Consider the following 24,630-nt stretch of genomic DNA (forward strand, 5'->3'; position numbering starts at 1 on the left):
GGTTCATTATGCAAAAGGCACGACGTTACTTTTTAATAAAAAGCTCCGTCTGCTTGTAGGCGAATGGTTTCAGGATCTATTTCACTCTTCTTTTAGAAGTTCTTTTCACCTTTCCCTCACGGTACTTGTTCACTATCGGTCTCTGAGAAGTATTTAGCCTTGCCAGATGGTCCTGGCTGATTCAGACAGAATTTCACGTGTTCCATCTTACTTAGGATACTAATAGATATCTATTCCTATTTCGTAGACAGGACTTTCACCTTCTTGGGTTAATTTTTCCAAATTATTCTACTATAGAATAGTCTACCAGATTTTAGTCCTACAACCCCATTCACATATATGTAAATGGTTTAGGCTTTTCCAATTTCGCTCACCACTACTTTCGGAATCACTATTGTTTTCTTTTCCTCCAGGTACTAAGATGTTTCAGTTCCCCAGGTTTATGCTCTTTTAAAAGATGCTAATGTTAAATATTAGCAGGTTACCCCATTAGGACATTTACGGATCTATTTCTTTTTAGCAAATCACCGTAACTTTTCGTTGCTATTCACGTCCTTCATCCTCTCTCAGAGCCTAGGCATCCACCAAACGCCCTTAAGTTACTTATTAAATAAAATGAAATTATATTAAATTTATTGGAGGATATCGGTTTCGAACCGATGACCTACTGCTTGCAAAGCAATGGCTCTAACCAACTGAGCTAATCCCCCTTATTAGTCCTGCGTGGATTTGAACCCCGGACCTCTACATTATCAGTGTAGTGCTCTAACCAAACTGAGCTACAAGACTTTACAAGACTTATCTTATTAAATCAAATATATCTTAAATGTTCCAGCCGCACCTTCCGGTACGGCTACCTTGTTACGACTTAGCCCCAGTCATTGACTTTACCCTTGGCAGATTCTTTTACGTCACTGACTTCAGGTACTTCCAACTTCCATGGCTTGACGGGCGGTGTGTACAAGGCCCGGGAACGTATTCACCGCACCATGGCTGATATGCGATTACTAGCGATTCCAGCTTCATAGAGTCGAGTTGCAGACTCTAATCCGAACTGAGATCAGGTTTGGAGATTTGCTTATGGTTACCCATTTGCTACTCTTTGTCCTGACCATTGTAGCACGTGTGTGGCCCAAGACATTAGGGCCGTGATGATTTGACGTCATCCCCACCTTCCTCTCAGCTTGCGCTGGCAGTTTTATTAGAGTTCCCGGCTAAACCGATGGTAACTAATAATGGGGGTTACGCTCGTTGAAGGACTTAACCTTACACCTCACGGCACGAGCTGACGACAACCATGCAGCACCTTGTACTCCGTCCTAAGACTAAACTATTTCTAGTTTATTCGTAGTACATTTAAGTCTTGGTAAGGTTCTTCGCGTATTTTCGAATTAAACCACATGCTCCACCGATTGTGCGGGCCCCCGTCAATTCCTTTGAGTTTCAATCTTGCGATCGTACTTCTCAGGTGGATCACTTATCACTTTAGCTTAACCACTGAATCTTTTTCTATTTCTATCCAACAGTTAGTGATCATAGTTTACTGCGTGGACTACCAGGGTATCTAATCCTGTTCGCTACCCACGCCTTCGTGCCTCAGTGTCAGTTGAGATCTAGTAACCTGCTTTCGCTATCGGTGTTCTGTGTGATATCTATGCATTTCACCGCTACACCACACATTCCAGTTACTCCTACCTCACTCTAGTTTTACAGTATCAGTAGCAGTTTGACAGTTAAGCTGTCAGATTTCACTACTGACTTAAAAAACAACCTACGCACCCTTTAAACCCAATAATTCCGGATAACGCTCGTATCCTCTGTCTTACCGAGGCTTCTGGCACAGAGTTTGCCGATACTTATTCGTATATTACCTTCAATTATTTCTACAAGTAGAATTTTTTATTCATATACAAAAGCAGTTTACAACCTTTCTGGCCTTCTTCCTGCACGCGACGTAACTGGTTCAGAGTTGCCTCCATTGACCAATATTCCTCACTGCTGCCTTCCGTAGAAGTTTGGTCCGTGTCTCAGTACCAATGTGGAGGTACACCCTCTCAGGTCCCCTACTGATCATTGCCTTGGTGAGCCTTTACCACACCAACTAGCTAATCAGACATATGCCCATTTCATGCCGTTAATACTTTAACAAGTTTTCTTCTTAAAAACTTGTATTATGAGGTATTACTTCAAGTTTCCTTGAACTATTCCTCTGCATAATGTAGGTTACATATGTTTTACTCACCCGTTTGCCGGTCGCCAACAAAATAAGTCCCCTTATTTCTTGCTGCCCCTCGACTTGCATGTGTTAAGTTCGTTGCTAGCGTTTATCCTGAGCCAGGATCAAACTCTTCGTAGTTGTTAACTTATTATTCTTTTCTTTTTTTCTTATTAGTTATTTTTATATTTAAAAATAACTTTCGTTTTTAACAATGAAAAAAGTAGGGAAAAAAGAAGTAGGGAAAAAAGTAGTAGTTAACGTTAACAAAAAAGTAGTTAAAAAAGTAACGAATCCGAATCCAAATCAAAAAAAACTATACTTAACGAATCCAAATCAAAAAAAACTATACTTAACGAATCCAAATCAAAAAAAACTATACTTAAAAAAACTATACTTAAAAAAACTATACTTAAAGAATCCTTATGCTACTTCTAGTTCTATTTCTAATTCTTCTTCTATTTCTAGTTCTAATTCTTCTTCTATTTCTAGTTCTAATTCTTCTCCTTCTATTTCTAGTTCTAATTCTTCTTCTTCTATTTCTAGTTCTAATTCTTCTTCTTCTATTTCTAGTTCTAATTCTTATAAGTCTAAGTCTAAGTCTTCTAATAAGTCTAAGTCTAAGTCTTCTAATAAGTCTAAGTCTAAGTCTTCTAATAAGTCTAAGTCTAAGTCTTCTAATAAGTCTAAGTCTAAGAAGTCTAGGAAAAAAGATAGCTATAATATATCAAAACATATTTTAATTAATTTTAAAACTTCTGATTTTAATTTTACAGTCCCTAAAAAACTAATTCCTAATAAACCTAGAATTGATAATGAGAAAGTACGACTTATGGTTTTAAATCGAGATAATATGTCTATTGATCACCAATATATATATAATTTTAATAATTATTTTTTTAATGGCGATACTCTAGTATTTAATAATACCAAAATGTATAAATCTATATTATATGGTAAAAAAGAAAAAACTGGTGACAATATTCAAGTCTATTTACTTAGAGAAGTGAACAAAAAAGAAAAATCTTGGGAAGTTCTTGTTCAACCAGCACGTAAAATTAGAATTGGAAATAGACTGTTTTTTTTAGATGAAAATAATGAAAAAATGCTTGCAGTAGTACATGATAATACTATCTCTAAAGGACGAATATTAAAATTTAATAGTGACTTACCTAATAAAGAATTTAAAAGAAAGATTAATCATTTAGGAAAAATACAATCTGATATATATACAGATTTTAAAAATTCTTTTCTTGATCTTTCCAAGATGCAAACTATCTATGCTAAAAAAGCCGGTTCAACCTCACCTCATTTTCCTGGTTTACATTTTTCTAAATTATTATTAAAAAAACTGGAATTACAAGGAGTAAATTTTTCTTATATTACTTTACACTTAGGTACTAATACTTATGAAAAAATACTTGTTGAAGACCTTCAAAAACATAGAATGAAAGAAGAATATTTTAATATTCCTATAAAGGCTTGTAAACTTATTAATTCTAGTCTAAAATCGCAAAAAAAAGTTTGTGCAGTTGGTACTAGTACTTTACGAGCCTTAGAAAGTTCTGTTTCTACATATAATACTTTGAATCCTAATAAAAAATGGACTAATAAATTTATTTATCCTTATTATAAATTTAATATAGTTAATTCTATACTAACTAATTTCCATCCACCAAAATCTACCTTAATTCCTTTATTATCTGCTTTTACTGGATATGAATTTTTAATGAAGGCATATGATATAGCAATTAAGGAAAAATATAAATTTTATAATTTTGGAGATGCTATGTTAATTCTTTAAAAAGAAATTATTTTAAATTAATGAATTCTCTTATTTATCGAGAAAAAAAAATTTTACATATTTTTTCTACTCTAAAAAGTAAAAATAATATTTATAAATATTTAATCTACGTTGGAAAAAAAATAAATTATTCTCCTTTTTTTCTTAATAAGAATAATCTTTTGAGGGGTTGTCAAACTAAAATCTGGTTATTTTTTTTTTATAAAACAAAATATATATTTATTTTGTCATATAGTGATTCTATTATAATTAGAGCTTTAACTTTCTTTTTAACAAAAATTTATAGTAATAATTTACCTATTAATATTATTAATTATAGATCTTTTTTATTTAAAAATAAAATTTTAAAATCTTTTTTTTCCAATAAGAGAAATAACGCTCTTAAAATTATATTAAACCATATTAGGTATCAAGCTGTTAAATATCTAATATAAATGGCTTTTATTTTGATAATTGAAACTTCTACTACAATTTGTTCTATCTCTTTAAGCTATAAAAATATTTTATTAAAAAATATTAATTTTTATAATTTATATTTCCAACATATTAATATATTACATTTATTTATAATAAAAATATTAAAAATTTGTAATTTCGAGTTTATTTTTTTAGACTCTATTGCTTTTAATAATGGTCCAGGTTCATATACTAGTTTAAAAATTTGTTTAGCAGCAGCAAAAGGGATTTCTTATGCTCTTAATATTCCTCTAATATCTTTTAATTTTAAGCCTTCTTTAAAAGAAGAATCTAATAATTTCTTTCTTCTTATAAAAGATAAATATTCTCAATATAATATTCTTTACTTTGGAAAAAAAATATTTTTTAATATTAATAAGTATCATTTCTTTCAATTAATAAAGAAAAATCTAATTAAAACCTTTTTTTTATATACTAGATATGATTTATATTTAGAGTTATCTAATATTCTTAAATTAAATAAAATTAAGTATTATTTTATTAATAGTAAATATTTTATTAATATAGTTTATTCAAAATATAAAAACAATCTCTTTTTTAAAGAGAAAGATAAATTATATCTAAAATATAATTATATATAATTATATCTAAAATATAATTATATATAATTATATAATAGTTGCCGGAATAGCTCAGTAGGTTAGAGCACGTGATTTGTAATCTCGGAGTCAAGGGTTCGAATCCCTTTTCCGGCTCCAAACAGGGGTGATACTCAAGTGGACAACGAGATCAGACTGTAAATCTGCTGGATTATCCTTCGTAGGTTCGAATCCTACTCACCCCATTTTAAAAGCGGGAATAACTTAGTAGGTAGAGTATCAGCCTTCCAAGCTGAAAGCACGGGTTCAAATCCCGTTTTCCGCTTGTATTAAGCCAATGTAACTTAATTGGTAGAGTACTTTCTTGGTATGAAAGTAGAAACGGGTTCAATTCCCGTCATTGGCTATTAAAGTTAAAGTTAAATTTAATGGCAAAAGAAATATTTAAACGTGAAAAACCACATTTAAATATCGGAACTATTGGGCATGTAGATCATGGCAAAACTACCCTAACCGCAGCTATAACTAAGGTTTTATCCAAAAAAGGTTTAGCACAAGCCAAGGATTTTAGTGCTATAGATAATGCACCCGAAGAAAAAGAAAGAGGAATAACAATTAATACTTCACATGTCGAATATGAAACTACTTTAAGACATTATGCTCACGTAGATTGTCCAGGTCATGCAGATTATATTAAAAATATGGTAACAGGTGCAGCTCAAATGGATGGTGCCATATTAGTAATATCAGCAACAGATGGTCCAATGCCACAAACTAGAGAACATATCTTATTAGCTAGACAAGTTGGCGTACCTAATCTAGTAGTATTTTTAAATAAAATAGAAATGGTTGAAGATAAAGAACTAGTTGAATTAGTAGAATTAGAAATAAGAGAATTATTATCTAAATATGAATATGATGGTAAAAATATTCCAATTATAACTGGATCGGCTTTAGGTGCATTAAATGGAATTAAAAAATGGGAAATTAAAATTGAAGAATTAATGAATGCAGTAGATAAACATATAAAGCTTCCAAAAAGACAAATAGAAAAAGACTTTTTAATGCCTGTTGAAGATGTTTTCACAATAACAGGAAGAGGAACAGTTGCAACTGGACGAATAGAATCTGGTATAATTAAAACTGGTGATTCCGTTGAAATTATTGGTTTTAGTGAAAATAAAATAAATAGTATAGTAACAGGAGTAGAAATGTTTAGAAAAATTTTAGACAAAGGAGAAGCAGGAGATAATGTAGGCCTTTTGTTAAGAAGTATAGAAAAAAAAGATATAAGAAGAGGAATGGTAATTGCAAAACCTGGTACAGTATCAATACATAGAAAATTTAGAGCTGAGATATATATTCTAAAAAAAGAAGAAGGAGGTAGACATACCCCATTCTATAACAATTATAAACCTCAATTTTATTTAAGAACTACTGATGTTACTGGGAAAATACAATTTTTAAATAAAATAGAAATGGTAATGCCTGGAGATAATCTAACCTTAGAAGTAGAATTACTACAACCAGTAGCCTTAAATGAAGGTTTAAAATTTGCCATTCGAGAAGGAGGTCATACAGTAGGTGCTGGAAAAATTACTAAAATCTTAGAATAACAAACCAAATAAACGGGTGTAGCTCAATTGGTAAGAGCATCGGTCTCCAAAACCGAAGGTCGTAAGTTCAAATCTTACCATCCGTGATAAAAACAAAAAAATGAAAAAAAAACCGATTAAAATTATTAAATTAAATATAAAAGGAGGTCTAGCCAATCCATCACCCCCAATAGGTCCAATATTAGGAGCTGCAGGAATAAATATTATGGACTTTTGTAAAAAGTATAATAAAAAAACTTTAAATCAAATTGGTAAATTAATACCAGTAGTGATCAAAATAAATGAAGATAAATCTTTTAAAATAAATATCAAAAAACCCCCAACATCTTATTTATTATTAGAATCCTTAAATCTTAACAAAGGTTCAAACGAATCCAAAAAAAAACAAATAGGAGTTCTTTCTACTAAAATTATAAAAAATATAGCCAAAGAAAAGATAAAAGATATGAATTGTTTCAAATTAGAATCTGCCATTAATATGGTAATAGGTACTGCTAAAACTTTAGGAATAGAAATAAAAGATGAAGAATAAAACGATAAAAAAAGCTTTATATAAAATTAAAAAAAATAATAAAAAAAATATCAATTTCTCAATTGATATTGATATAATCTTAAATATAGATTATAAAAATCAAAATCTTCCTATAAGAGAAGCCATTCCTTTACCCTATGGAAATGGGAAGAAATATAAAATATTAGCTTTAATTGAAAAAGAAAAAAGAAAAGAATTATATAATATCAAAGAAAAAAATCTTAAAATTGGATATAAGAAATATATAGAGAAAATAAAAACAAAATTTATTAAATTTGATATCATAATAGCTACTCCCAAAACAATGCAACTTGTTAGTCAATTAGGGAAGATTTTAGGTCCTAAAGGACTAATGCCCAATCCAGTTTTAGGTACTGTAACTAATTCCCCACAAAAGATTATTAATGAAATTATAAATGGTAAAATCTTCTTAAAATCAGATAGATATGGTATTATTCATTCTTCTATTGGTAGAATAAATTTTCATAATCAACAGCTTATAAGTAATATCCAATTTTTAATTAACTATTTAAAACGTAAAAAAAATAATACCTTAAAAGGTGAATTAATTAAAAAAATATACTTATCAAGTACAATGGGTACTAGTTATTTAATATATTAAATATTAACTTATATTAAGAATTAATAATGAAAAAAAATAATAAAAAAAAAATTATTCTTTATTTCAGGGATCTATTGTTAAACCAATCCTTAAATTTTTACTTTATAAATATAAAAGGATTAAAGGCTTCACAACAAGCTTATTTAAGAAAAAAAAGTAAGAAAAACAAAATAAAAATTAAAGTTATAACAAATACTTTATTAAAAAAAAGCATAGAACTTACCAACAATTCTAATATTCTTGATATTATTCCTTTTCTAAGACAAAATACTACTTTAATGTGGTCTCAATTTAATAAAGCTCCAGCAGAATTATTATTAAAATTTATAAAAAAAGAGAAATTATCTATAAAAAAAATATTTAAGTTAGCATTATCAGAAAATAATTTATATTTTGGTGAAAAATCACTTAAATATTTAAGAAATGTTAAATCTAAAAAAGAATTATTAACTATTTTAATAAAAAATATTAAAATTTTAATATCAAAAAATTTGATATATTTAAATAAAATCTCAATATTAATATTCAGATTAAAACTGAATAAAGTTTCTCAAAATGATTCTCAAAATGAAAACTAAAGACTTAGCAAAAGAATTAGTAAAATTAACAGTCTTAGAAATCAATGATTTATCTAAGATTCTTAAAGAAAAATATGGAATAGAAGAATTTCCAGTACATAATACACAAATAAATAATAAAAAAAAGGAAAAAAAAGAAATAAAAAAGAAAATCTTTGATTTATATCTTAAATCAAGTGGAAAGTCTAAATTAGCTACTATAAAACTAATAAAAAATATAACTGGAAAAGGCTTAAAAGAATCCAAAGATATAGTAGATAGTGCTCCAAGTCTCATAAAAAATAATTTAAACAAAACAGAAGCTGATTTATTAATAAAAGAATTTGACCAAATAGGGGCTATAGCTGAATTAAAATAATTAATATGACTAATTTTAGTAAAATAATATCTTTTGAAAAAATTAAAAAAAGAATTAGTTATCCAGATTTTTTAAATATCCAAATATCATCATTTAAAAAATTTATATCTTATGATTATAAAAAAAAAACACAGAAATATAAAAATGATGGCTTAACTAGAATATTTAAGGAATATTTGACAATTAAAAATTATAAAAACCATCTTAATTTTTCCTTTCAAGGTTATTATTTATCAACACCTATACACTCTCCCGAATATTGTTTAGAACGTGGTTTAACTTATAGTATACCATTAAAAGCTAAATTTAAATTATTTTTTTACCAAAAATTATATAATAAAAAAATTACCAAAACATTTTTTCTATGTAATATTCCTTACATGACCCCAAACGGGTCATTTATTTTTAATGGTTACGAAAGAGTAATAGTCGCTCAAATTATTAAAGCTCCAGGGGTTTTCTTTGGTGAATCTTCACTTCTTAACGGATCTAAATATTATTATGGAAAAATAATACCTCAAAAAGGGATTTGGATTGAAATTACTGCAGATAATAAGGATTTATTAAATGTGATTTTAGATGTAAAAAAAAAATTTTACTTAACTACATTTTTAAGAGCTATAGGATATAGTCATGATGAAGATCTTTTAAATTTATTTAAATTATCTAAAACTATTTTTTTAAAAAAAGAAAATGAAAAATACCTTCTTGGTAAAATATTAGCTGGTAAAGTATTAACCTTTTGGTTTGAAGATTTCGTTGATGAAAAATCAGGAGAAATTTTAACTTTAGAAAGAAATTCTCTAATTTTAGATAGAAATACTATAATTACTAAAAAAACAATTAACAAATTAAAAAAAAACAAACTTACAAAAGTTTTAATAAAACAAAAACAAGATTATACAAATGAATATTCACTTATATATAATACTTTAAAAAGAGATCCAACTAACTCACAAGAAGAAGCCTTAGTATATATATTCCAGCAATTAAAAAATAAAAATCCTAGAGATAAATTGTCAATCGAAAAACTAATTACTGAATTAATATTTTCTATTAAATATTTTTCCCTTAGCCAATTCGGTAGAATGAAATTAAATAAATTACATGTTTCTCCTAAAAAAATCTTAACACTCACACTCACATACGAAGATATATTAGCTGTAATTGAAAATTTAGTTGCATTATATAATTCCAAAAAAGGAATAGATGAATTAGAACATTTATCTAATAAAATTGTTAATACAATTGAGGAACAACTATACGCACAATATTCATTAGGTATATCGAAAATATTAGCTTATTTAAAAGAAAAATTAAAACAAAATATAAAAAAAAATGCGAATATAAAGACAAAAAATGTTAATCCCAAAAAATTAATCCAAGCAAAATATTTAAACAATGTATTAAATACATATTTTGGAACTAATCCATTATCACAATTTATGGATCAAATGAATCCATTATCCGAACTAACACATAAAAGAAGATTGTCATATCTAGGTACTGGTGGACTTTCTAGAGAAAGGGCTGGGTACGAAATAAGAGATATTAATTATTCTTATTATGGGAGATTATGTCCAATAGAAACCCCTGAAGGTCCCAATATAGGACTTATATCATCTTTATGTGTATTTGGAAAGGTAAATTCAATGGGTAATTTAATTACTCCTTATTTTAAAATAAAAAAAGGTAAAATAATTAATAAATTAATTTATCTAAGTAGTGATGAAGAAATGGGAAAAAATATATGCCAATTATACAAAAACCATTTTTTTTATTCATCAAAAAATAAAATTTGTAGAATCAATTCAGATTATCAAATGATAAATAATGAAAACATAGATTTTATGGATGTAGCCTGTAATCAAATGGCATCTATATCAGTATCTTTAATCCCTTATTTAGAACATGATGATGCAAATAGGGCCTTAATGGGATCAAATATGATGAGACAAGCAGTTCCATTATTAAATCCAGATCTTCCTATTGTTTACACTGGAATGGAAAAAGATATGATTAAATATACTAGAAATATAATATATTCCAAAAGTAATGGGATAGTGAAATATGTGGATAGTAAAAAAATAATTATACAAAATAGTAAAAAGAAATTATTTAAAAATAATATAATAATACACTACCTACCAAAATTTAAAACTACTAATCAAAATACTTGTTTTACATTAAATCCAATAGTAAAAATTGGTGATAAGATAAAAAAAGGACAAGTTATTAGTGAAGGCTTTGCTACTAAAAAAGGAGAATTAGCACTAGGAAAAAATATAAAAGTAGCCTTTATGCCATTTAAAGGATATAATTTTGAAGATGCTATTGTGGTTTCAGAAAAAATAATAAAACAAGATTACTTTACCTCAATAAAAATTCTCAAATTAACAATAGAAGCACGAAAAACCAAATCAAGTAAAGATAAATTTACCAATCAAATACCAAATCTATCTAAAAAAGAAATAAAAACTTTAGATAAAAAAGGAATAGTAAAAATTGGAACTTTTATAACCCCCGGAAGAATAATAGTAGGAAAAATTTCTCAAAATACTGATCCTCAAATAAAACCAGAAAAAAAATTATTAACAGCAATATTAGGAGAAAAAAACTTTAATATAAAAGATAGATCTGTAAGAGCTGGTCCATCTATTAAAGGAATAGTAATAAGAAGATCTATATTTAAAAAAGATAAAAAAAATCATCAAACTATATTCTCTTTTAAAAAGAATAAAAGGAGATTATACTTAAAAAACCAAATCAAGTATATAAAAAATCTTTTAAAAAAGAAGGTAAAGATAATAAAAAGAAAGATAATAAAAATAATAAGAATACCGAAATTGAGAATAAGAATTTTAAAAAATGTTTTAAATGATTTTAAAAAAGAAAAAAGAAGATTAAAAAATCTTTATTTACAAATGAAAAAAAATATAATTAGTGGAGATCCAATTCCACATGGAGTCTATAAATTAGTAAAACTTTATATAGCTGAGAAAAGAAACTTAAAAGTAGGAGATAAAATGTCAGGTAGACATGGCAATAAAGGAGTAGTAGCTAAAATAGCAAAAGAAGAAGATATGCCCTATTTAGCCGATGGATCAATTATTGATATGGTATTAAATCCTCTTGGAGTACCCTCAAGAATGAATTTGGGGCAAATATATGAAAGCATAACAGGAGATATAGGTTATAAACTAAAAAAAAGATTCAAAACTCCTATTTTTAATGGTGGAACAATGAAAGAATTATTAAAATACGGAAAAAAAGCTAAAATTCCTAAATTAGGTAAAACTTATTTATATAATGGAGAAACTGGAGAAAAATTTAAAAACCCATCTACAGTTGGTATATTATATATGTTAAAATTAGGACATATGGTAGATGATAAATTACATGCACGTTCTATTGGTCCTTATTCATTAATCACTCAACAACCTTTAGGTGGAAAATCACAAGATGGTGGACAACGTTTTGGGGAAATGGAAGTATGGGCTTTAGAAGCTTTTGGAGCTTCCAATATATTACAAGAATTACTTACTATTAAATCAGATGATATAAAAGGTAGAATCAAAACCTATGAATCAATAGTAAAAGGTTTAAAACTACCTAAACCAAAGACTCCAGCAGCTCTAAGTGTTTTAAAAAATGAACTAAAAGGATTATGTATAAATTTAAAGCTAACTAAATAAATGATAAAAAAAGTATCAATTGCTATAGCTTCTCCCGAAGAAATATTAAAAGAATCTTATGGTGAAGTAGTAAAAGCAGAAACCATAAATTACAGAACTTACAGACCTGAACCTGATGGATTATTTTGTGAAAGAATATTTGGTCCAACAAAGAATTATGAATGTTATTGTGGGAAATATAAAAAGAAACGCTATAAAGGTGTAGTTTGTAATACATGTGGAGTAAAAATAACAAATAACAAAGTACGTAGAGAGAGATTAGGTCATATATCATTAGTGTCACCAATAATCCATATATGGTTTTTTAGATGTTTTCCTAAGTTGGCTAACTTACTCAATTGGCAAACTGACGAAGTGGAAAAAGTTATTTATTCAGAAAAATATGTATTACTTGATAAAGGGGATTTAGAGGATCAATTATTTTTTATTAAAAATTTTGATTTTATTGGATATCGTATTTACAATAAAATTAGAAAAATTATTAAAAAAAAAAAACCAAATCAAACCCCTATTATAAAAACTGGGGCTCAAGCTTTTGAAAAAATATTTAAAATTATTAATATCAAACAATTAAAAATAGATCTAAATGAAGAAAATAAAATTTTAAGATCAACTTTTAAAAAAAAAAATATTAAATATCAATTAAAAACTCTTAGTGATTTTATAAAAGGTAAAAAATCATATAAAAATATAATACTAAAAATTATACCAGTTATCCCTCCAGATATTAGACCTTTAGTACAACTTGATAATGGAAAATTTGCGACTTCTGATTTGAATGAATTATACAGAAGACTAATTATAAGAAATAATCGATTAAAAAAATTTCTTACAATACGAGTACCACAAATTATAATTCGTAATGAAAGACGATTATTGCAAGAATCGGTAGATTCATTGTTTGATAATTCAAAAAAAATAATTCCTTTAAAAACTGAAAATAATAGAGTAATTAAATCATTATCAGATACTTTAAAAGGAAAATTAGGAAGATTTAGGTTTAATTTATTAGGAAAAAGAGTAGATTATTCAGGGAGATCAGTAATTATATCTGGACCAAAATTAAAATTATATGAATGTGGATTACCTAGAGAAATGTTAATAGAATTATTTAGGCCATATTTATTAAAAACCATTATAGAAATTGGAAAAAAAAATGGAGAAAACAAAAATTTAAAAGAGGCACAAGAAATAATAATTAAAAACAAAATACAAACCTATAAATTATTAAATAAATTAATATACAAATATCCGATATTATTAAATCGAGCACCTACTTTGCATAAATTAGGAATTCAAGCCTTTTATCCCAAAATAAATAATGTAAAGGCTATCGAATTACACCCCTTAGTCTGTGCTGGATTTAATGCTGACTTTGATGGAGATCAAATGGCTGTTCATATTCCACTATCAAAAAAAGCAATTTTAGAAGCGAAAATCCTTCTATTCCCGAGCCATAATATATTAAATCCAGCTAATGGAAATGCTATATTAGTCCCATCACAAGATATGCTTTTAGGTTTGTATTACTTAACTAATGAAGTTAAAAAAAAAAATAGAAATATAATTTTATTTTCAAGTTCTAAAGAGGTTCAAATAGCTTATAATAATAATATAGTAGATATACATAGTAAAATCTTATTAAGGCTTAAAAAGAAAATAATATCCACTACAGTAGGTCGAGTATTATTTAACCTACTACTACCTAAAAAAGTAGGTTATTATAATAAAATAATAACCAAAACATCATTATCCAAAATCATAAAAAAAATTTTATTAAAAACCAATAATTATGAAACGATAAAATTTCTTGATAAAATCAAAGAAATTGGTTTTGGAATATCCTTTAAAGCTGGAATATCATTTAATTTAGAGGACTTAATAATTCCAGATATAAAAAAAAATATTTTAAAAAAGGCTATTAAAAAAAATAAAATTATTAATAATAAAAGTGAGGATAATAATATTAGATACAAAAAAAATATTAATTTTTGGAGTTTAATAAATAATAAAATAACTAAAGAAATAATAAATTACTTAAAAAATAGTCAAAATGGCTTAAATCCGATTTACATGATGCTAAATTCAGGAGCAAGAAGTTCAATCGAACAAATAAGACAAATAACAGGAATGAGAGGTTTAATGGCAAAACCTCAAAAAAATATAGATGAAGGCAAAAATATAATTGAAAATCCAATATATTCCAATTTTCTAGAAGGTTTATCTAATTTTGAATATTTTATATCCACACATGGTGCTAGAAAAGGATTAGCTGATACAGCCTTAAAAACAGCGGATGCTGGATATCTTACAAGGAGATTAGTAGATGTAGCACAAAATGTAATAATAAAAGAAGATGATTGTAAAACTTTGTTAGGAATATATGTTACACCATTAATAATAAATAATAAAATAGTAGTAAAATTAGAGAAAAGATGTTTAGGAAGAATTTCTTTACAAAACATATATGATAAGAAAAAAAGAAAATATATTCTAAAAAAAGATGAATTAATAAATGAGAAAATAGCTAAGTTGATTAAAAAAAGTAATTTACACAAAATAAAAGTTCGTTCTCCACTAACTTGTCAAGCTAAAAACGGAATATGTAGAAAATGCTATGGAATAAATCTTTCAACTGGATCCTTAGTCCAAAAAGGAGTTGCTGTGGGTATATTAGCTGCACAATCTATTGGAGAACCAGGAACACAACTAACTCTACGTACTTTCCATATTGGAGGAATTGCAGGTAATGAAAGTGAAAGTAATAAAATAACTGAAAGTAATAAAATATTATCAAATTATGATGGAAAAATAAAATACAGAAATATTAAATATATAAAAAAAAAAAACTACAAAATAGTAGTGTCTAAAGACGCTAAAATTATAATTTCTAATTTTAATGGGGATCAAATCATCCGAATAAATATTCCATATGGCTGTAAACTTTTTCTAAAAGATAAGCAAAATATTAAAAAATATGATATAATATATAAATGGAACCCAGATTATTATCCAATAATATCTGAAAAAAACTGTAAAGTAATATTAAAAAATTTCTATAAAGAAATAAATTACATTAAAACAACCAAACAGACAGGAAAAGAAGAAATAATAATAAAAAGAAATATACACAATAATTTAATTCCGTCGATGATATTAATAAATAAAAAAAACAAAAAATTAAAATTAAAAAAATATCTGTTTCCGACTTGCTCAAAAATATTAGTTCAAAACTTAAATAGAGTAAAACAAGGAAAATTAATAGCCAAAATACCAAGAAAATTTTATAAATCGACAGATATAACAGGAGGTTTACCAAGGGTATCCGAACTATTAGAAACCAGAAAACCTTTCAATTCTTCTTTTATATCAGAAATAGGAGGATTGATTCACTTTGGTAGAATCAAAAGAAAAAAACAAGATATATTTATAATATATAAAAAAGGAAGAAAAAAAAAATATAAGATAAATATAGAAAAAAAAATATTAGTTAATGAAAATGATAAAGTGAAAGCCGGGACACAATTATCAGAAGGAGAAATAGCAATTAATGAAATTTTAACAATAAAAGGAATACAGGCGTTACAAAAATATTTAATTAACGAAATACAAGAAATTTATATATTAGAAGGAGTAAAAATAGCTGATAAACATTTTGAAATAATAATACGTCAAATGCTTAAAAAAGTTAAAATTATAAAATCAGGAGATACTGACTTACTAGTAGGTGATATAATAGATAAAGAAATCTTAGAAAAAGAAAATAATAAAATAAAGAATTATAATATAATAATATCAAATGGAAAATCTAAAAAATATTTAATAGGAGAGAAAATAGAAAATAAAACTTTAAAAAAAAGAAAATATAAACAATATCTTAAAACAAGAGAAACCTTCCCAGCAATTGGACAAACAATATTACAAGGGATTACTAAATCAGCTTTACAAAATCAATCCTTTTTATCAGCAGCTTCTTTTCAAGAAACGACAAAAATATTAAGTGAATCAGCACTAAAAAGACAAAAAGATTATTTAACAGGTGTAAAAGAAAATGTTATTTTGGGTAATAAAATCCCTGTTGGAACTGGATATAAGGAGAAGGATTAAAAATTAAATATGTTTTTAGGATATATAATTCTTACTAAATAAAGTCCTTTAGCAGGGACTGTTGGACAAGAAAGTAATATTTTTTTTGATTTAACATAAATCCAAAACTCCAATAGGTTAATTTTTCTAATTCCTATATATAAACAAGCTCCTATTATTCTCCTGACCATGTTTCTTAAAAATCTATTTGCTATTATATCAATATATATAACTCTATTACGAATTTTCCAAGTTAAAGAATATAATTTACATTTATTAAAAGAATTAATATCTTTTTTTTTACCAAAACTACTGAAATCTTCAATACTTTTTAAAATTAAAACAGCTTTTTTTATTAATCCATAATTAAGGTTTAGAAATGGAAAATTAAAATAATTACAACTAAAAGGTCCTTTATAAATATTTATACGATATTGATAATGCCTACTTATAACATCAAATCTTGCATTAGCTTTAGGCTTAACTGAAATAATATTTTTAATTAGTATATATGAAGGTAATATAAAATTAATTTTTTTTAAAAATGTTTTCTTTTTTAAAACACTAAAATAATCAAAATGTGCAAACATTTGTAAGGCGTTTACACCACTATCAGTACGACTAGCACCTACAATAGGAATTTTCTTTCTTAAAATTAAAGCTAAGCATTTTTCGATAGTTTCTTGTATAGAAATTTGATTTTTTTGTATTTGCCAGCCACTAAAATACTTTCCATTATATGAAAGTTCTAAAAAATATCTCATATAATAAAATTTAAATACGAAAAATATTATGCAAAAGCAAATAATAAAAAAATATTATAAATTTTTTATAGATAAACATAAAACAAGATTAGATAATTACTTAATAGAAAAATTACCAATAATGTATACACGCTCAATAATACATAAAATAATAATACTAGGAAATGTATATATAAATCAAAAACAAATTATTAACAAAAAATATAAATTGAAGAAAAAAGATATAATAGAAATATATAATCTTTATATAAATAAAGAAAATTTTTTATTAAAAAGCGAGAAGATAAAAATTCATATAATATACGAAGATGAATACTTATTAATAATTAACAAGCCATTTAATTCAGTAGTTCATCCCGGCACTAGGAATCCAAAAGGTACCATACTAAATGGTATAAAATTTTATTTACAAAAAACCAAGCTAAAAAAACCTTACTTAGCCAATAGAATAGATAAAGAAACAAGTGGTTTAATTATAGTAGTAACTGATGAAAAAATATTAAAAAATATATCCAAACAATTTACTTTAAATTTAATTAAGAAAAAATATATCGCCTTAGTAAATGGAAAGATAAAAAAGAATAATATAACTATATACTCAAATATTATAAGAAATAGAAAAACAAAATATAATATGGATATTACCAAATTTAGAGGAAAAGTTTGTATTTCAAGTTTTAAAGTAATAGAAAGATTAAAATATATAACAGTATTAAAATGTCGACTTTATACTGGTAGAACACATCAAATAAGAGTACATTTAAAAAAAATAGGACATCCAATATTTAATGATAAAAAATATGGTGGGGATCAAATATTATGCGATAATATTCCATTATGCAAAAAAAAAATAATAAATCATATAATAAAAAATTCGCATTTTATTGCTCTACATGCTAATTCACTAGAATTAATACACCCAATTTTTCTAAAAACAATAAAATATAATTCTATAATTCCATATCAAATTTATCTTTTGATAAAGATAATGTCTACATTATGATTCTGATTATTCTTTCTTTCATGAATTTTAGATAACTTAATAAATCTTCATTATTACTATAAAGTTGGATTTTTTATAATCAGCTTGTGCTATAATGGTAAACGTAGCTCAACTGGTTAGAGCATTAGATTGTGGTTCTAAAGGTTGTCGGTTCAATTCCGATCGTTTACCTTATTAAATAATCCGATATTTTATCAGAAGGAATAATTAGATCACGAAAACGATATCTATCATTCTTATGAAAAAAAATAATTAATCTAGTTATTTTGTTTTTATAGTCTTCATATTAAAGTTCTTTATGAAGAGTAATCCTTTTTAAAAAGGGATTAAATTTACGTAAATTCAATTTACGAGGAAATTTACGTAAATTCAATTTACGAGGAGTATTGATTCTGTTTTTAGTAGTGAAATATCGAGAGATACCATTGAGCCCATTTTTTTTTTGTTCTAGACATTCTAGAATAATTTTAATCCTATTTATTTTATTTCTCATATAAGTAAATGTTCTTAGATTTAAAGAAATTTTTATTAAGTGTTTTTAAACCTTTATTAGAAAGAAAAATAGTAATCCATTTGTTTTTATTAATAATAAAAAGACGTTTTCTAAAAATATTAGCCTTAAAAATTCTCCTACTTTTTTTGTTAGAATGTGAAATTTTTTTCCCAAAAATATTTGTTTTCCGAGTAACTTGACAAAATTTAGACATAATTTAATTATAATTAATTATAATTAATTTAAATAAATTTTATTATCCATAAAATAGGGAATTAAAGCTTTAGGAATTTGAATATAATCGCTAAATTGATAATTTTCTATTAAAGCTGCAAACAAACGTGGAATAGCCAAAGAACTTCCATTTAAAGTATGACAAAAAGATTTTTTTCCATACTTATTAAGGAATTTTATCCCCATTCTATTAGCTTGAAAATTTGTACAGTTAGAAACAGAACTAACTTCCAACCATTTATTTTGTCCTGGAGAATAAACTTCAAAATCATATGTCAAAGCTGAAGTAAAACCTAAATCTTTAGCTGAAATACTAATAATACGAAAAGGAATATTTAAAGAAGATAAAATTTTTTTTACATGTCTTATCATGTAATTAAAAGATTTATAAGAATTTTTCTCAGAATTAATTTCTATTATTTCTACTTTATCAAACTGATGTAATCTATTTAAACCTTTAACTTTTCGTCCATATGATCCAGCTTCTCTTCTAAAGCAAGAAGTAAAAGCTGTAGCCTTAAAAGGTAAATCCAGAATTTTAAAAAGAGAATGTCTGAAAACATTGAGTAAAGGGACCTCAGCAGTAGGAATCAAATACAATTTATCTTTTTCTAAAAAATACATTTGCTTTTTTTTATCAGGCAGCTGTCCAGTCCCAAAAATAGAATTTTTATTTACTAAAAAAGGTAAAACATATTCAATATATCCTGCTTTAATATTTTGATCTAAACAATATTGAATTAAGGATCTTTGTAACTTAGCTCCTTTATCAAGATAAAGGTTAAAACCACTACCAGCCATATTAGAAGCGAAATTAAGATTAAACAGATTAAACTTTTTTCCTAATTCCCAATGTGGAAGTAATTTCTTTTTATAATATGAAGTAACATTTTGATAAACTAAAATATCTTTTTTTGAAGGAACTTTTTTATAAGGGATATTAGGGAGATTACTTAAAATTTTAAAGATTTTTTTAGAGAATACTTTCAAAATAGCCTCTAAAATTTGCATTGTTTTTTTATAAACAGTAGCTTTTGGTATAAGATACCTATTATTAATATTAGAACCAATTAATACGGAAATTTTTTTAAGTTTAGCAAGTAAAGAGTTTTTTTTAAGGATTTTTTTTATTTTTTCTTTTTCTAATTTAAAAATAGAATCGATAATCTTTAAATTGCTAAATTGGCGTCTTTTTAATCCCAAAATGACTTTATTTTTATTTTTTCTGATAAAAGAAATCGGTAACATTAAATATTTATTTGTTTAAAAAATTTTTGTATAACTAACTTAAAACTTTTAGAAATAGGACGATTTTGATTTTAGAAATATAAATAGAATAAATTGGTTTTAAAATAGAGAAATTCATAATTCCTAAGATAGATGGTACCATGGTACACTGGTACCCTGGTACCCTAAGATAGATGGTATTGTATGGTCCCGTCCCATTGTATATGGTACACTACACGAGGTACACTACACAACTAACTAACTAACTAACTAAGATGGTATGGTACCTCCTGGAATTGAACCAGGGCCTAACGGATTTTCAGTCCGTTGCTCTACCTCTGAGCTAAGATACCTAAGTTGATACCTAATAAATAACTAAATTAATAATTTTGTTTTTAACTAAAACCAAAGTTTTAATTAACAAAAAATTAAAATTATTATTACATAAAATCCTATTAAGAAGTTTTATAGTATTTAGTGATAAATCAGTCTTAAGTTTGAATTTTAATTTACCATTTAAAGTAATAGGATAAATAATATCTTTTTTTAAGAGAAATTTTTCATTAATTTTAGGAAAATTAGCAAAAAATATAGATTTTTTATTACCTAATTTTTCCCAAATTTCTTCTGAAATATGCGGAGCATAAAAACCAATTAAGATGGTAAAAGGTTCTAAAATTTCCCGTTTATTACATTTAATTTCTTTGAGCTTATTTAATAAAATCATAAATTCACTTATAGGAATATTAAAATGATGTGACTCTAAATTTTTCTTAATTTTACTAATCGAAATATTCAAAATCCTTTTTTCTTTATCAGAAGATTTACTTTCATCAATTATAAATTTCTTTTTATAATGAAATAGGTTCCAAAATTTGTTTAAAAAAATGTTAACCCCTTTAATAGATCTTAAATTACAAATTTTATATTTTTCTAGTGGACCAAGAAACAATTCATATAAACGCAGAGTATCTGCACCATATTCTTCGCAGATTGAATCAGGATTTATAACATTAAATTTAGATTTAGACATTTTTTCAAAGAAACGATAGCAAAAAAATGTTTTATTTTCATAAATAAATTTAGCACGTTTAAATTCAGGGAGCCATTTTCTTAGTTTATTAATATTAACCTCATTATTATTTTTTACTAATTTTATATCTATATAAATTTTCTGATATTTATTTATATTGTCTTTTATTAAAAAATAAGAGAAAAATTTATTCTTTTTTTTAAAAATTATAGCCGATTTTGCTAAAATCATACCTTGATTTAAAATTCTTCTAAAAGGTTCTTTAGAACTGACCAAGCCACGATCATATAAAAATTTGTATATAAATCTAGAATAAATTAAATGTCCTGTAGCATGTTCAATACCACCAATATAGAGATCAACATTTCTCCAATAATTTTCTATTTTTTTATCGACTAACAAATATAAATTATTAGGATCCATATATCTTAAAAAATAGAAATTTGAAGCAGCCCAACTTGGCATAGTACAATTTTCAAGTTTTAAAAGATTTTTATTATCTATTAAAGAAGTATAGACGATTTTTTTTTTCTTTTTATTCCATGCAAAATAAAAATCTTTTATTTTTTTTTTCACTTTAGGAAAGGATAAAGGTAGGTATTTCTCAGAAATTGGAATAGGTATTTTATTTTTAAAATAAATTGGGATAGGTTCTCCCCAAGATCGTTGTCTAGAAAAAATAGCATTATTAATTTTATATTTGATACAAATAAAGCCTATTTTTTTTTTAAGCATATATTTAACTATTAATACATTTGCTAGTTTAATATCAAGACCATTTAACAAATTAGAATTTGTACAAATGGTTTGATTGTTTTTCTTTTGAATAATTATTGGAATATTTAAGTTAAATTTTTTAGCCAAGAAAAGACTTTCAAAGTTTACAGAAGGGATACAAGGGATAATTTTTTTATTAAACTTATCTTTTACAAAATTGCTAAAATATATAGGAATTTTCTTTTTATTTAAGTCGTTAACTGCATATAATCCAGAAAAAATTCCTATTCGATTTTTATTATTTAAACTCAAGTTAGTATATTTGTTAGTATATTTGTTAATGAGAGAACTACCAAAAGGCAAACAAAAGAAAGAAATACCAAAAATTAAATATGGTTTAGTAGTAAAAATTTCAAATTTTTGATTGATGATTTTTTTATCTTTATATAGAAAGAAAACTATCTTTATTCCCTGAGTTTTACCAATCCATTTTTTTTGAATAGATTTTAGTTTATTAGTACATTTTATCAATTTTAAGTCTTTTAAGAGTCTTTTTAAGTAAGCCTTAATTCTAAGACTCCATTGAAACATTGTTTTTTTAAAAACGGGATAACCACCAATTTTACTAAGCTTGTTTTCAATTTCTTCATTTGCAAGTACAGAACCTAACTTTGGACACCAATTTACTGAACTTTTAGAAAGAAAAGCTAATCGATAGTTTTGTAAAATTCTTTCTTTTTCCGAAAAATTAAAACTTTTCCATTGCAATGAATTAAATTTTTTCTTAAATCTAGAATAAGCAATAACGTTTAAGTTACCATTCTTATTAAAAATTTTAATTAATTTCTTAATATCTTTAGCCTGTTCCTTGTCTTTATCATACCATGAATTAAAAAGTTTAAGAAAAATCCATTGTGTCCATTTAAAATATTCTTTTTTATGAGTATATATAGTTCTGTCCCAGTCATAAGAAAAACCTAATTTTAATAATTGTTTACTATATTTTTTTATATTTAATTTAGTAATTTTATGTGGAGATTTCCCAGTCTTAATAGCAAATTGCTCTGTTGGTAATCCAAAAGAATCAAAACCAATAGGATGTAAAACATTATAACCAAGACTTTTTTTGAAACGTGAATAGACGTCTGAAGCTGTATAACCCAAGATATGGCCAACATGTAATCCATATCCTGAAGGATATGGAAACATATCTAAAACATAAAATTTTTTTTTATTTAAAATGTTTTTAGTAAGATATATTTTCTTTTTCTTCCAAATTTTTTGCCATTTTTTTTCTATTTTTTTAAAGTTATACTTCATATTTAAAATATAAAAGGTAAAAATTTTTTTTTCCTTTTTTTATAAGAATAAAATGCTTATGAAGAAAATCTTTTTTAGTTATTATATAATCACTAAAGAAAGGCTTCATGTTTAAAAGTAATGACTGAAATTTAATTTTTCTTAAAGCTTCTGTTTTGGACTTACAAATAAAGTTATCAATAATCAAAATATCCAAAATTTTAAACTTTGTGTCATTTAATAGAATTTTTTTACAAGGAATATATTTTTTAATTAGTAATAATTTTTTTGGGCTTAAAAAAGTTAGAATCTTATTAAGATTAGGATTAAATAAGATTTTGTTTATATTATATATATCTGTAAAAGTTTTTTTACTATGTACTAAAATAGTAGTAATTTTAGCTATTTTTTTTTGCAAAATTCTTAAAAATGGAGCTCGATCGTGTAAAGTAATTATTTTAGAAATAGATATTTTATTAGAAAAAGTAAAAATTTTTATTAATTTTTTAGCTTGTACATCTGAAAGATTAATCCAAAATTGATAAAACTTATAAGGTGAAGTTAATTTGGGATCAAGCCAAATATTTTCCCCATTTTCAGTTTTGCCAAATTTTGTGCCATCGGATCTAGTAAGGAGTGGATGAGTTAAACCATGTACTTGAGTTTTTTGTTTTTTTTTAATTAATTCAATGCCACAAGTAATATTACCCCATTGATCTGAACCACCGATTTGTAAAACACATTTTTTATTTTTGTATAAATAATAAAAATCATAAGCTTGTAAAAGTTGATAAGTAAATTCAGTAAAAGAGAGACTTCGTAATCTTTTTTTAACGGAATCTTTATTTAACATATAATTAATAGAAAAGTATTTTCCAATATCTCTAGAAAATTCAATAAATTTTAGCTTTTTATTCCAATTATTATTCATAATTGGGATTTTAAATTTTTTTGAGAATTTAAATAATTGCTTTCTAATTTTTCTAGAATATAAATAATTTTCTTCACTTTTAATTAAACTACGTTCCCCTTTTTTTCCAGATGGGTCACCAATTAAACTAGTACTAGTACCAAGTAAAAAAAAAACATTATGTCCATAATTTTTAAAATGAATAGAAAGAATAATAGAAATTAAATTCCCAATATGCAAAGAAGAAGAAGTGGGATCAAATCCTGAATACAGGTTAACCTTTCTTTTCAAGATCTCTGAAGTCCCCTTAGTTTTATTACTAATTAAACCTCTCCATCCTATTTCTTTAATAAATTTAAGCATAAGAATATTTTCAAAGCAATAATATAATATAATATAATATAATATACACAAAAAATGCAACATAA

17 protein-coding genes, 9 tRNA genes and 2 rRNA genes (1 of these 28 cut by a window edge) are annotated in these 24,630 nt (G+C 25.3%); 17 read left to right on the top strand and 11 right to left on the bottom strand.

Annotated features, from left to right (window positions below; genetic code table 11):
• From SMPYRVIR_RS00380 to SMPYRVIR_RS00395, 4 genes are all read right to left on the bottom strand, one after another.
• Positions 1 to 609: ribosomal RNA gene (locus tag SMPYRVIR_RS00380) — 23S ribosomal RNA — on the bottom strand; it reaches 2,280 nt to the left of the window's first position.
• Between the two features lie 27 nt (positions 610 to 636).
• Positions 637 to 710, bottom strand: a tRNA-Ala gene (locus SMPYRVIR_RS00385).
• Positions 711 to 714: 4 nt separating this feature from the next.
• Positions 715 to 789: transfer RNA gene (locus SMPYRVIR_RS00390), tRNA-Ile, on the bottom strand.
• A 30-nt stretch (positions 790 to 819) separates the two neighbouring features.
• Positions 820 to 2,356: ribosomal RNA gene (locus SMPYRVIR_RS00395) — 16S ribosomal RNA — on the bottom strand.
• The 16S and 23S rRNA genes sit together here with 2 tRNA genes alongside, the layout of an rRNA operon.
• 73 nt (positions 2,357 to 2,429) lie before the next feature.
• Here SMPYRVIR_RS00395 and queA point away from each other — a divergent pair.
• From queA to rpoC, 15 genes are all read left to right on the top strand, one after another.
• Positions 2,430 to 4,019 carry a tRNA preQ1(34) S-adenosylmethionine ribosyltransferase-isomerase QueA gene (queA, locus tag SMPYRVIR_RS00400; protein WP_246980478.1) on the top strand — a complete coding sequence of 530 codons (1,590 nt, stop codon included), beginning with the start codon at positions 2,430 to 2,432 and terminating at the stop codon, positions 4,017 to 4,019.
• Positions 4,020 to 4,039: 20 nt separating this feature from the next.
• Positions 4,040 to 4,453, top strand: a complete 414-nt coding sequence (locus SMPYRVIR_RS00405) for a SufE family protein (protein WP_246980480.1) — start codon at positions 4,040 to 4,042, stop codon at positions 4,451 to 4,453.
• The gene (locus tag SMPYRVIR_RS00410; protein ID WP_246980482.1) at positions 4,454 to 5,077 is read left to right on the top strand and encodes a hypothetical protein; all 624 of its coding nucleotides are present in this window, start codon (positions 4,454 to 4,456) and stop codon (positions 5,075 to 5,077) included.
• A gap of 40 nt (positions 5,078 to 5,117) precedes the next feature.
• Positions 5,118 to 5,194: transfer RNA gene (locus tag SMPYRVIR_RS00415), tRNA-Thr, on the top strand.
• A 4-nt stretch (positions 5,195 to 5,198) separates the two neighbouring features.
• Positions 5,199 to 5,280 (top strand) — tRNA-Tyr (locus SMPYRVIR_RS00420).
• 8 nt (positions 5,281 to 5,288) lie between these two features.
• A tRNA-Gly gene (locus SMPYRVIR_RS00425) sits at positions 5,289 to 5,360 on the top strand.
• Between the two features lie 8 nt (positions 5,361 to 5,368).
• Positions 5,369 to 5,441: transfer RNA gene (locus SMPYRVIR_RS00430), tRNA-Thr, on the top strand.
• Between the two features lie 22 nt (positions 5,442 to 5,463).
• Complete coding sequence (gene tuf / locus SMPYRVIR_RS00435) at positions 5,464 to 6,651, top strand: elongation factor Tu (RefSeq protein WP_246980484.1); 1,188 nt, start codon at positions 5,464 to 5,466, stop codon at positions 6,649 to 6,651.
• Positions 6,652 to 6,663: 12 nt separating this feature from the next.
• Positions 6,664 to 6,737 (top strand) — tRNA-Trp (locus tag SMPYRVIR_RS00440).
• Positions 6,738 to 6,751: 14 nt separating this feature from the next.
• Positions 6,752 to 7,183: a 50S ribosomal protein L11 gene (gene rplK / locus SMPYRVIR_RS00445; protein ID WP_246980154.1), complete on the top strand. Its 432-nt coding sequence runs from the start codon at positions 6,752 to 6,754 to the stop codon at positions 7,181 to 7,183.
• Positions 7,173 to 7,805, top strand: a complete 633-nt coding sequence (locus tag SMPYRVIR_RS00450; protein WP_246980157.1) for a 50S ribosomal protein L1 — start codon at positions 7,173 to 7,175, stop codon at positions 7,803 to 7,805. Before rplK ends, SMPYRVIR_RS00450 begins: the two co-directional genes overlap by 11 nt.
• A gap of 26 nt (positions 7,806 to 7,831) precedes the next feature.
• Positions 7,832 to 8,383: a 50S ribosomal protein L10 gene (rplJ, locus tag SMPYRVIR_RS00455; protein ID WP_246980159.1), complete on the top strand. Its 552-nt coding sequence runs from the start codon at positions 7,832 to 7,834 to the stop codon at positions 8,381 to 8,383.
• A complete protein-coding gene (locus SMPYRVIR_RS00460) occupies positions 8,373 to 8,741 on the top strand; it encodes a ribosomal protein bL12 (protein WP_246980161.1) in 369 nt (122 codons plus the stop codon). The genes rplJ and SMPYRVIR_RS00460 overlap by 11 nt, the downstream gene beginning before the upstream one ends.
• A 5-nt stretch (positions 8,742 to 8,746) precedes the next feature.
• On the top strand, positions 8,747 to 12,436 hold the full coding sequence (rpoB, locus tag SMPYRVIR_RS00465; RefSeq protein ID WP_246980164.1) for a DNA-directed RNA polymerase subunit beta: 3,690 nt from the start codon (positions 8,747 to 8,749) through the stop codon (positions 12,434 to 12,436).
• Positions 12,437 to 16,543 carry a DNA-directed RNA polymerase subunit beta' gene (rpoC, locus tag SMPYRVIR_RS00470; protein WP_246980166.1) on the top strand — a complete coding sequence of 1,369 codons (4,107 nt, stop codon included), beginning with the start codon at positions 12,437 to 12,439 and terminating at the stop codon, positions 16,541 to 16,543.
• Here rpoC and SMPYRVIR_RS00475 read toward each other — a convergent pair.
• The gene (locus SMPYRVIR_RS00475) at positions 16,540 to 17,286 is read right to left on the bottom strand and encodes a tRNA pseudouridine synthase A (protein ID WP_246980169.1); all 747 of its coding nucleotides are present in this window, start codon (positions 17,284 to 17,286) and stop codon (positions 16,540 to 16,542) included. The two genes, rpoC and SMPYRVIR_RS00475, sit on opposite strands and share 4 nt — an antisense overlap.
• A 28-nt stretch (positions 17,287 to 17,314) precedes the next feature.
• Between SMPYRVIR_RS00475 and SMPYRVIR_RS00480 the strand changes: the two genes are divergently transcribed.
• Positions 17,315 to 18,289 carry an RluA family pseudouridine synthase gene (locus SMPYRVIR_RS00480; protein WP_246980172.1) on the top strand — a complete coding sequence of 325 codons (975 nt, stop codon included), beginning with the start codon at positions 17,315 to 17,317 and terminating at the stop codon, positions 18,287 to 18,289.
• 97 nt (positions 18,290 to 18,386) lie between these two features.
• A tRNA-His gene (locus SMPYRVIR_RS00485) sits at positions 18,387 to 18,460 on the top strand.
• Between the two features lie 115 nt (positions 18,461 to 18,575).
• Here the strand turns inward: SMPYRVIR_RS00485 and rpmG are convergent.
• From rpmG to tyrS, 6 genes are all read right to left on the bottom strand, one after another.
• Positions 18,576 to 18,782: a 50S ribosomal protein L33 gene (rpmG, locus tag SMPYRVIR_RS00490; RefSeq protein WP_246980174.1), complete on the bottom strand. Its 207-nt coding sequence runs from the start codon at positions 18,780 to 18,782 to the stop codon at positions 18,576 to 18,578.
• Positions 18,772 to 18,996, bottom strand: coding sequence for a 50S ribosomal protein L28 (gene rpmB, locus SMPYRVIR_RS00495; protein WP_246980176.1), 225 nt, complete (start codon positions 18,994 to 18,996; stop codon positions 18,772 to 18,774). The genes rpmG and rpmB overlap by 11 nt, the downstream gene beginning before the upstream one ends.
• Positions 18,997 to 19,019: 23 nt before the next feature.
• Positions 19,020 to 20,264 carry a serine--tRNA ligase gene (serS, locus tag SMPYRVIR_RS00500; protein ID WP_246980178.1) on the bottom strand — a complete coding sequence of 415 codons (1,245 nt, stop codon included), beginning with the start codon at positions 20,262 to 20,264 and terminating at the stop codon, positions 19,020 to 19,022.
• 260 nt (positions 20,265 to 20,524) lie between these two features.
• Positions 20,525 to 20,596: transfer RNA gene (locus SMPYRVIR_RS00505), tRNA-Phe, on the bottom strand.
• 11 nt (positions 20,597 to 20,607) lie between these two features.
• The gene (locus SMPYRVIR_RS00510; protein WP_246980181.1) at positions 20,608 to 23,313 is read right to left on the bottom strand and encodes a class I tRNA ligase family protein; all 2,706 of its coding nucleotides are present in this window, start codon (positions 23,311 to 23,313) and stop codon (positions 20,608 to 20,610) included.
• On the bottom strand, positions 23,303 to 24,565 hold the full coding sequence (tyrS, locus tag SMPYRVIR_RS00515) for a tyrosine--tRNA ligase (protein ID WP_246980183.1): 1,263 nt from the start codon (positions 24,563 to 24,565) through the stop codon (positions 23,303 to 23,305). Before tyrS ends, SMPYRVIR_RS00510 begins: the two co-directional genes overlap by 11 nt.
• Positions 24,566 to 24,630 lie beyond the last annotated feature (65 nt).

It is taken from the genome of Candidatus Karelsulcia muelleri, from assembly GCF_022985615.1.
GTDB lineage: Bacteria > Bacteroidota > Bacteroidia > Flavobacteriales > Blattabacteriaceae > Karelsulcia > Karelsulcia muelleri_G.

Bases quoted from the DNA above. Each gene is read 5' to 3' on its own strand.
- queA (WP_246980478.1), top strand. From the start codon at position 2,430: ATGAAAAAAGTAGGGAAAAAAGAAGTAGGGAAAAAAGTAGTAGTTAAC.
- SMPYRVIR_RS00405 (WP_246980480.1), top strand. From the start codon at position 4,040: ATGAATTCTCTTATTTATCGAGAAAAAAAAATTTTACATATTTTTTCT.
- SMPYRVIR_RS00410 (WP_246980482.1), top strand. From the start codon at position 4,454: ATGGCTTTTATTTTGATAATTGAAACTTCTACTACAATTTGTTCTATC.
- tuf (WP_246980484.1), top strand. From the start codon at position 5,464: ATGGCAAAAGAAATATTTAAACGTGAAAAACCACATTTAAATATCGGA.
- rplK (WP_246980154.1), top strand. From the start codon at position 6,752: ATGAAAAAAAAACCGATTAAAATTATTAAATTAAATATAAAAGGAGGT.
- SMPYRVIR_RS00450 (WP_246980157.1), top strand. From the start codon at position 7,173: ATGAAGAATAAAACGATAAAAAAAGCTTTATATAAAATTAAAAAAAAT.
- rplJ (WP_246980159.1), top strand. From the start codon at position 7,832: ATGAAAAAAAATAATAAAAAAAAAATTATTCTTTATTTCAGGGATCTA.
- SMPYRVIR_RS00460 (WP_246980161.1), top strand. From the start codon at position 8,373: ATGAAAACTAAAGACTTAGCAAAAGAATTAGTAAAATTAACAGTCTTA.
- rpoB (WP_246980164.1), top strand. From the start codon at position 8,747: ATGACTAATTTTAGTAAAATAATATCTTTTGAAAAAATTAAAAAAAGA.
- rpoC (WP_246980166.1), top strand. From the start codon at position 12,437: ATGATAAAAAAAGTATCAATTGCTATAGCTTCTCCCGAAGAAATATTA.
- SMPYRVIR_RS00475 (WP_246980169.1), bottom strand. From the start codon at position 17,286: ATGAGATATTTTTTAGAACTTTCATATAATGGAAAGTATTTTAGTGGC.
- SMPYRVIR_RS00480 (WP_246980172.1), top strand. From the start codon at position 17,315: ATGCAAAAGCAAATAATAAAAAAATATTATAAATTTTTTATAGATAAA.
- rpmG (WP_246980174.1), bottom strand. From the start codon at position 18,782: ATGAGAAATAAAATAAATAGGATTAAAATTATTCTAGAATGTCTAGAA.
- rpmB (WP_246980176.1), bottom strand. From the start codon at position 18,996: ATGTCTAAATTTTGTCAAGTTACTCGGAAAACAAATATTTTTGGGAAA.
- serS (WP_246980178.1), bottom strand. From the start codon at position 20,264: ATGTTACCGATTTCTTTTATCAGAAAAAATAAAAATAAAGTCATTTTG.
- SMPYRVIR_RS00510 (WP_246980181.1), bottom strand. From the start codon at position 23,313: ATGAAGTATAACTTTAAAAAAATAGAAAAAAAATGGCAAAAAATTTGG.
- tyrS (WP_246980183.1), bottom strand. From the start codon at position 24,565: ATGCTTAAATTTATTAAAGAAATAGGATGGAGAGGTTTAATTAGTAAT.